This is a genomic window from Prevotella sp. HMSC073D09 (assembly GCF_001814145.1).
GTDB lineage: Bacteria > Bacteroidota > Bacteroidia > Bacteroidales > Bacteroidaceae > Prevotella > Prevotella conceptionensis.
This window is the reverse complement of record NZ_KV815110.1, coordinates 1-9,459: the sequence shown is the minus strand read 5'-3', so window position 1 is coordinate 9,459 and position 9,459 is coordinate 1. Positions and strand designations below refer to the sequence as shown.

General features: G+C 51.2%; 5 protein-coding genes. All 5 read left to right on the top strand.

The window, feature by feature from the left end; translation table 11 throughout:
• The first annotated feature begins 997 nt into the window (after positions 1 to 997).
• From HMPREF2955_RS09760 to HMPREF2955_RS09740, 5 genes are read left to right on the top strand one after another with little or no spacing between them, the layout of a single operon-like run.
• On the top strand, positions 998 to 4,324 hold the full coding sequence (locus HMPREF2955_RS09760; protein ID WP_070723049.1) for a SusC/RagA family TonB-linked outer membrane protein: 3,327 nt from the start codon (positions 998 to 1,000) through the stop codon (positions 4,322 to 4,324).
• Positions 4,325 to 4,343: 19 nt separating this feature from the next.
• Positions 4,344 to 5,912, top strand: coding sequence for a RagB/SusD family nutrient uptake outer membrane protein (locus HMPREF2955_RS09755; protein ID WP_070723046.1), 1,569 nt, complete (start codon positions 4,344 to 4,346; stop codon positions 5,910 to 5,912).
• A gap of 18 nt (positions 5,913 to 5,930) precedes the next feature.
• On the top strand, positions 5,931 to 6,815 hold the full coding sequence (locus HMPREF2955_RS09750) for a zinc-binding metallopeptidase (RefSeq protein WP_070723043.1): 885 nt from the start codon (positions 5,931 to 5,933) through the stop codon (positions 6,813 to 6,815).
• An 18-nt stretch (positions 6,816 to 6,833) separates the two neighbouring features.
• Positions 6,834 to 8,093 carry a DUF4302 domain-containing protein gene (locus HMPREF2955_RS09745; RefSeq protein ID WP_070723040.1) on the top strand — a complete coding sequence of 420 codons (1,260 nt, stop codon included), beginning with the start codon at positions 6,834 to 6,836 and terminating at the stop codon, positions 8,091 to 8,093.
• 16 nt (positions 8,094 to 8,109) lie between these two features.
• A complete protein-coding gene (locus HMPREF2955_RS09740) occupies positions 8,110 to 9,174 on the top strand; it encodes a BACON domain-containing protein (RefSeq protein WP_070723038.1) in 1,065 nt (354 codons plus the stop codon).
• Positions 9,175 to 9,459 lie beyond the last annotated feature (285 nt).

Below are 9,459 nucleotides of genomic sequence, written 5' to 3'. Positions count from 1 at the left end.
ATGCACCAAAACGCAGGGTAAAATGCACCAAAACAGCAGGCGTTTTGCAATAATATGCAGTACACAAAAGGGCATAAAACCCTTTCGGCAGACTGAAATAACGTGCAAAAGGGGCAAAATGGTACTTAAAAGACTACCGTTTTGGTGCTAAATGCAGAAAAATTGGACGACATTTTTTGCGGGCGAGCGACAATCTAGAAGGGTAAAATGGTGCAAAACACCGCTCGGACCATCATGTTTTGACAGAAAATGGGGCGCGTAAGACCACGAATGGCGGCTAAAAAGATGCTTTTAGCACTGTTTTGACCCTAGAATGGGGCATCACGAAGAACCTGTTTTGTAAAACAAACGAAACACAATTAACGTTTCAGAGAGGGGTGTGAACTACGCTATTTTAATTGCCCTACGAACAACTTAACGACATAACAATGCCGCTTTACAACCGCTTTCCACCGAACCTTGCCGCAACCATGCCCACCAAACAATCGACACAAAGCACCGCCCAAAGCCACAAAAAGGCATGGCACATGGCGTAACGGCAAGGAAAACCTTTAAAAGTGGTAAAAGAGAACAAATAAACCTACATACAAAACATCACCAAGTCCATGCGCCAACATACAGCCATAGCAGCCAACCCACAAGCAAAACACGAATACAAGCACAAACATAAAACAGCATAAAAACGACATAAACAAACAAAATAGCGCTTATTCGCAATAAATTTGTAATTAAATTTGGCGATTTAACAACAATTCGTTACTTTTGCCAGCACAAAGGCATTCAGACATAGTGGTGCCATCGCCCCATCACACAGGCCAACCTGACGGCGATTGAGCACCCATTGCAACAAGAAAAAACGATTAAGAAAGCAAAAAAGCGTTGCATACAACACCATCATCGTCATTAAGGAATAGACCAATCGTTTGCTTCCAGTTCATTAACTATTAAGATTGCTATATATACTGTTGTATGAATTATTAATTAATTGAGAGAATTTATGGAAAAAAGACTAATGATGTTTCTAGTCTCGCTATTCTTAAGCGCAGGGATAGCGATGGCACAAACACAAGTTTCCGGAACAGTTATCTCGTCGGAAGACAACGAACCCATCATTGGAGCGTCCGTCATTGTGGAGGGTTCGAAAACGGGTGCCGTGACAGACCAAAACGGTAACTTCACCCTATCGGTGCCAAAAGGCAAGAAAATTGTTGCAAGTTACATCGGCATGCGCCCCCTAACGCTAAGCCCCAAGCCCACAATGAAAATAACGCTGTCGCCAAACAACGAGACCTTGAACGAGGTTGTGGTAACGGGCGTGTCGAACATGGACCGCCGAATGTTTACCGGTGCGGCCGACAAGATTAAGGCCAACGATGCCTTGATAAGCGGCATGGCAGACATTAGCCGCTCGCTGGAAGGCCGTTCGGCCGGCGTGAGCGTGCAAAACGTGTCGGGAACGTTCGGCACAGCGCCTAAAATACACGTGCGCGGAGCCACCTCCATCTACGGCAACTCTAAGCCGCTGTGGGTTGTAGACGGCGTTGTACAGGAAGACATTACCGACATCAGTGCCGATGCGCTGTCGTCGGGAGATGCCGAAACGCTTATTTCTTCGGCCATTGCCGGCCTCAACTCAGACGACATCGAGAGCTTTCAGATACTGAAAGACGGCTCGGCAACGTCCATATACGGCGCGCGCGCCATGAGTGGCGTTATCGTCGTCACCACCAAGAAAGGCCGTTCGGGGCAGGCACACGTCAACTATACGGGCGAGTTCACCTCGCGTTTGGTGCCCTCTTACAGCCAGTTCAACATCCTAAACTCGCAAGAGCAGATGGGCATCTACCAAGAAATGCAAGACAAGGGCTGGCTCAACCTATCGAGCGTGCTTAACGGCAGCGACTATGGCGTGTACGGAAAGATGTACGAACTGATTAACACCTACAACCCCAAGACGGGCCAATTCTACTTGGAGAACACCCAAGAGGCCCGCGACGCCTACTTGTACAGTGCCGAAATGCGCAACACCAACTGGTTTAAGCAGCTATTCTCGAGCGCACTCATGCAAAACCACTCGGTAAGTTTGAGCGGCGGCACGGGCAAGTCTAACTATTACGTGTCGATGTCGTTCATGGCCGACCCAGGCTGGTACAAGTCTTCTGCCGTGAGGCGTTACACGGCCAACGTAAACGCCACCCATCACCTGCTCGACAACCTTTCGCTCACGCTGCTGGCCTCGGTTTCGTACCGCAAACAGCAAGCGCCGGGTACGCTGGCGCAGGATGTGGACGTGGTAAACGGACAAGTGAAGCGCGATTTCGACATCAACCCCTATTCGTACGCATTGAACACGTCGCGCGCACTCGACCCCAACACGTACTATCACGCCAACTACGCCCCCTTCAACATACTGAACGAGCTGGAGAACAACAAGATAGACATGAACGTGCTGAACACGAAATTCCAAGCCGAGCTGGCCTACAAGCCCATCGACGACTTGCGATTGTCCATTATCGGAGCCGTGCAATACGACACCTCTACACAAGAGCACAAAATTACCGAGTACGCCAACCAAGCCCTAGCTTACAGGGCTATGGACAACGCATTGATACGCGATGCCAACAACTACCTGTACAAGGACCCCACAAACACCTACGCATTGCCGATAACGGTGCTGCCCTACGGCGGTTTCTACCAAAAAACCGACTTGCAGAAGGTGAGCTGGGACGTGCGCGCCACGGCCAATTACAACCACACGTTCGACAACACGCACGCCGTGAACGTGCTGGGCGGCATCGACGTGTCTAACGTAGACCGCAGTCGCACGTACTTCAACGGCGTCGGCATGCAGTACGACGGGGGCGAAATACCCTTCTACGTTTACCAGTTCTTTAAGAAGAACATAGACGACAACGCCGTTTACTACTCGCTCAACAACACCCACAACCGCACGGCGGCCTTCTTTGCCACGGGCACCTACTCGTATAAGCAACGCTACAACCTTACAGGCACCTACCGCTACGAAGGAACAAACCGCCTGGGAAGGAGCCGAAGCGCACGCTGGTTGCCCACATGGAACGTGTCGGGAAGTTGGAACGCCAGCGAAGAGCCGTGGTTTAAGAAAACATTCAACAACGCACTGACGCATGCCATGGTGCGCACCTCTTACTCGCTTACGGCCGACCCAGGCCCGGCAACCTACACCAACTCCACCCAGATACTCAAAGCGTACACGCCGTACAGAATTGTAGGAACCGACAAGGAGTCGGGTATCATGACCAGCGAGCTGGAAAACTCCCAACTAACGTACGAGAAGAAACACGAATTCAACATCGGTTCGGAGCTGGGTTTCCTCAACAACCGCATCAACGTAACGTTCGACCTCTTCTGGCGCAACAACTTCGACCTCATCGGTCCCATTGCCACGCAGGGCGTAGGCGGACAAGTGATTAGGTATGCCAACACCGCTACGATGAAGTCGCAAGGCCAAGAGCTCTCGGTGCAAACAACAAACATCAAGAACAACAACCTAACATGGGTTACCAACGTGATATTTTCGCACGTAACGACAGAGGTTACCTCGCTGATGAGCCAAGCCCGCACCATCGACCTTGTGAACGGCGAGGCCAGCAGCGGCTTTACGATGGAGGGTTATCCGCATCGCGCCATCTTCTCGATGCCTTTCCAAGGGCTAACCGATAAGGGCATACCCACCTATCTCAACGAGAAAGGCGAGCTTACCTCTACCGACCTCGACTTCCAAAACCGCAACAGCAACGGCTACCTGATTTACGAAGGACCGACGGAACCCACGATAACGGGGTCGTTCGGCAACGAAATCAAGTGGAAGAACTGGCGACTGAACGTATTCCTTACCTACTCGTTCGGCAGTTATGTGCGCCTAGACCGCATCTTCAGCGCACAATACAACGACCTTACCTCGATGACCAAGGAGTTTAAGAACCGCTGGATGCAAGCCGGCGACGAAGAAACAACCTCGGTTCCTACCATACTGCCCTACCGCAGCTATGCATCGAACAGGAGCCTGAGCATTGCCTACAACGCCTATAACTACACGAGCAACCGCACGGCAAAAGGCGACTTCGTACGCATGAAAGAGATTTCGTTGGGCTACGATTTCCCCAAAGCAATGCTTAGGTCAACGCCCTTCACCAATCTCTCGCTGAAACTCCAAGCCACAAACCTGTTCCTCATCTATGCAGACAAGAAGTTGAACGGCCAAGACCCAGAGTTTGTTAACGCAGGAGGCGTGGCAGCCCCCATACCACGTCAGTTTACAATGACCCTCAAATTCGGTTTATAAACAAATAAAAGAATAAGTTATGAATAAGCGAAACATCTACATATATGTGTTGCTGGCCGCAACAACATTGGGCATCAGTTCGTGCGACAAGTTTCTCGACAAGCTGCCCGACAACCGCATGGAGCTGAACAATAAAGAGAAAATACAGAAATACCTCGTTTCGGCCTACCCCGACCACAACCCTGCCTATCTGGCAGAACTGTATTCGGACAATGCCGACGAGTTCGACGTAACGGGCTGGGGAAGCGACGGCCGATTTTACGACCAGGCCTACTCGTGGAGCGACATCACCGAGACACAAGAGTCTGAATCGCCGCAAGAGCTGTGGAACAGCCTGTACACGGCCATGGCTACGGCCAACACAGCCCTCCAAACGATAGAACAGCAGGGCAACAACAGCGACCTGATGCCCTCGAAAGGCGAGGCTTTGCTGTGCCGCGCATACGCTGCACTGACCCTTGCCAACACCTTTTGCATGGCCTACGACCCAACGACGGCCAGCAAAAACCTGGGACTGCCCTACCCCACACGCCCCGAAACGACGGTTGGAACCAAGTACGAACGCGGCACACTGGCAGCCTTTTACGAGCAGATAAACCGCGACATTGAAGAGGGACTGCCGTTGGTAACCGACAACTATTCACGCCCCAAGTACCACTTCACCCGCAATGCGGCCTACGCCTTCGCTGCACTTTTCAACCTATACTACCAAAAGTACGCCAAGGCCGTGGCCTATGCCACACGCGTATTGGGCGCAGACGCCTCTTCGAAGTTACGCGATTGGAAAGCGTTCAACGCCCTCTCGGTGAACGGACAGATAGCCCCGAATGCCTATGTGAACGTATCCAGCCAGGCCAACTTGCTGTTACAGACGGTTCATTCGCAGGCGGGCGCCCTCCTAGGCCCTTACCGCATGGGCAACAAGTATGCGCACGGGCAGCTCATTTCAGAAAAAGAAGACCTGCAATCGCAAGGTCCGTGGGGGCGCAGCAGCAACTTCGGCTACACCGTCTGGAGCAACAACAGCCTGTCGAAGTACTTCATCAACAAGGTTCCTTACGCCTTCGAATACACGGATGTGCAGGCGGGCGTGGGGTATGCGCACTCGGCCTACGCCGTGCTTACAACCGACCTCACCCTGCTTGTGCGCGCCGAAGCCAACGCCATGCTGGGCAACTACGATGCTGCAGCAGCAGATTTGAACACCGAAGTGAAGGCCTACTCGAGCGGCGCACTGAGCGTTACGCTGGAAGGCATCAAGAATTTCTACAACGGAATAGGCTATTACACCCCAACAGCACCAACGCCCAAAAAGAAATTCAACACCGCCTTCAGCATCGAACCAACAACGCAAGAACCGCTGCTGCACGCCATCTTGCACCTTAGGCGCATCATGACCCTGGGCGAAGGCTGGCGACTGCAAGACGTTAAACGCTACGGAATAGTTATCTACCGCCGCACGCTGAACGCAAGCAGCCACATCACAGACGTTAAAGACTCGCTGACGGTGAACGACCTGCGCCGCGCAATACAGCTGCCACAAGACGTTATAACAGCCGGACTTACGGCAAATCCCAGAAACAAGTAAAACAAAAACGCGTAGAATATGAAGAAGATTTGCTTATTTGCCTTGGCGGCAATACTGTCGTTGGGCTTCAATTCCTGCTCGAAAGACAATCCATCGAGCGACAGCATCTTTGGGGGAAAAACCGTGCATCGCGACAAATTCGACAATTGGTTGCTCGCTAACTATACATATCCCTACAACATCGACGTGAAATATAAGATGGAGGATATATATAGCGACATGAAATATCACCTCGTTCCAGCCGATTCGGCCAAGTCGGCCAAGCTGGCCATCATCGCCAAATACCTCTGGTTCGATGCCTATGCAGAGTGTGTGGGGTCGAACTTCGTCAAGGCCAACGTGCCCCGAATTATCCACCTGATAGGCTCGCCCGCATACAACAGCGGACAAGGAACGATGGTGCTCGGCACGGCCGAAGGCGGACTGGTGATAACACTCTACATGGTGAACAACCTAACCGACAAGATGCTCACCGACTATGCCACCGTCAACGAGTACTACTTCCACACCATGCACCACGAGTTTACGCACATCTTGAACCAAAAGATACCCTACGATGAGAATTTCCAACACATATCCGAGGGTCAGTACGTAAGCGGCGACTGGTATCTCGTACGTAAGGCGGCCGCCAACAAGAAGGGTTTCGTAACGCCTTACGCCATGAGCGAACCCATTGAAGACTTTGCAGAGATGCTTTCCGTATACGTTACCACTCCGCCTGCCGACTGGGAAAAGATGATGAGCACGGCAGGAACCACGGGCGCGCCATACATTCAAGCCAAACTAGACTTGATTAGGGCGTACATGAAAGACTCGTGGAAACTGAACATCGACGAATTGCGCAGCATTGTACTTCGCAGAGCATCGGAGATTGGCCACCTCGACCTGAACCAACTAAACTAAAAAAAAGGAACGTAGCTTATGAAAAAGATATTGATTTGCATGCAGGCACTTGTGGCAACAATGCTGCTAGCCGCATGTCTGCACGACGATAATGAGGTGTTTGACGAGCCGGCCGCACAACGGCTCGACAAAGCCGTGGAGAATTACAAGCAAGTGTTGGAGTCGGCCCCCAACGGATGGGAGCTCAACCTTTGGACCGAGCCGCGCTACTCTGGCGGCGGATACACCTACCTGATGAAGTTCAAGAACGGAAAAGTAACGGTGGCAAGCGACCTGGCCGATGCCGACAAAGCCTCAACATCGAGTTACGACATCAAGAAAGACATGGGACCCGTGCTCACCGTCAACACGTACAACGAAATTTTCCACTATCTGTCTAACCCCTCACAAAGGGACGACGACGGAAAGGGACAAGACTACGAGTTCATCATTCAGCGCGTAACCAACGACTCCATCTTCATCGAGGGCAAGAAGTTCCACAACAAGATGGTGATGACGCGCCTCAACGACAACGTAAGCTGGAAGGACCACATCGAGAAAATGCAGGATGTGGCCGACAATGTTAAGGTTAACTACAAGTACATTGCAGGCAACGACACCACCAAGCTGTACATATCCTCGTCTAGGCGCGCCCGCTTCGCCTTCAAAGACAGTGTGGTTTACGTACCCTTCTGCTACACCGAAAACGGCATCGAGCTGCAAGCCCCCGTGGCAATTGGCGGCAAATGGGTGAAGAGCTTCGCTTACGACACCAACAAACTTACCTTCACGGGCAACGACACGGGCACAAACAACCTGGTGTTCAACGCCGACTACATGCGCTATGCCGACTATGCAGGCACGTACAACCTTGAATACAAGAACGCCTCGGTACAGGTAAAGATGGTTGCGGCAGGCGACGGAAAGACCTATTGGATGGAAGGTCTGTCGCCCGACTTCAAGCTTACGTTCGCCTACGACAAGAAAACAGGAACGCTAACATGGAGCCCGGAGAAGATATACACCGACCCAAACAAGCACGAATACTGGATGTGCTCGTGGGATTCGGCCGATCCGGGGCAGATGTTCAAGTTCGACTTTCTGGGCTTTATCGTAAACAAAGACTTCAACAAGCCCGGTGTCTTCCTCACCTTCACATCCACTCTTGCAGGCTACATCAACCTCGACTCGATGATTATCCTCGAATATAACGGCACGAAGAGAGTGGGCGTGTCTACCACCCTATTGGTAAACGGCAGTGCCAAGATAGAATCGATTAAGGGTATGACCAAGATTTAAAAACAACCAATTGCAAATGGAAATGAAAAGAATTAAATTCACCGCCATAATTGCCTGCGCCCTTGTCTGCCTATTGGCAGCCTGCGGCAACGACGACATCACCAACGAGGTAAGCCAACACACGCTAAAAGTGGTGTCGGCAAACACATCCTTCGACGCGTTGGGCGGCACAGACAGCATCTATGTGAACGTAGATGCCGCCAAGGCCTATGCAATGGCGCCCTGGGCTAAGGCCGAAACTAAGGGGAAACTTGTAACCGTAACGGCCGATGTGAACAAAGAAATGCAGTCGAGACACACAACGGTGGTCATTAAGTCGGCCGACGGCGACTCAACCATCGTCGCCATCGACCAGCAAGGACCCGTTTCGCAAATCGACTTGCCCGAACAGATCGTTATGGGCGACAAAGCCGACACCCTTACATATAAGGTTAAAACCACGTTCGACATCAGCATCAAGTCGCTAGACAGCTGGTTAACCACAACCTACGAGAAGGGCGAGGTGACCATCATCACCACCGAGAACAACGAAGGGCATGTGCGCACGGGCCAATTTGTGATAGAAACCACGGTGGGCAAAGACACCATCAGCGTTACACAGATAGACCTGGACCGCGATGTGCTAGGCGAGTATTATCTGCAACTTACCGAAACAGACGAGAACCGCAAGCCCGTTAAAAACGCCTATGCGGTGAAGTTGTACAAGGAGAACAAGAAACTGATGCTTGCTTTCACCACCAACCCCTTTGCCTTCCCCGTTACGTTCTCGGCAAAGCAAGGCTCGTTGTCTATCGCCGGCGGGCAATATGCGGGCATGTTCGACAACGATTACGTCGCCACCGCAGTGGGTCCGCAAGACGGGCAAGTATCTGTAAGTCCCGAAGTAACCATCTCTGGCCAGTTCTTTTACAGTGCAGGGCTAGCTGCCAAAGTCAGTTCCTTGGAGGGAACGGTTTTACATTTTGGCACTGCTCCAGCCTTTGTGTTGGGCAGGTTCTCGTCTAAGGTCTTCGAAAACAAAACGTACAAGGGCTATCTGGTTTACGGAAACGATGCTTATCTGTTTAAACGTAAACAGTAAGCCGTTGCATACAACGCCACTTGTTGTGGCAAAACAGTGCTTAGCAGTGTTTCTTTAAACCGCTCAAAAGAACTTTTTAAATTTCTTTACCTATGCAAAGAGGGTCGATATGGCATTATCGACCCTCTCTTCTTTTGCCACATTGCACCTCGGCCATCCCACCATGCTAGCAAAACAATGGCTTAGTATCATACATTGCGCCGTTCTAGTATTTCTAGTCCTTCTAATCTTATTAGTTATCCTAGATTAACTAGGGATATTCAGTAAATATCTAACTAATTGTTT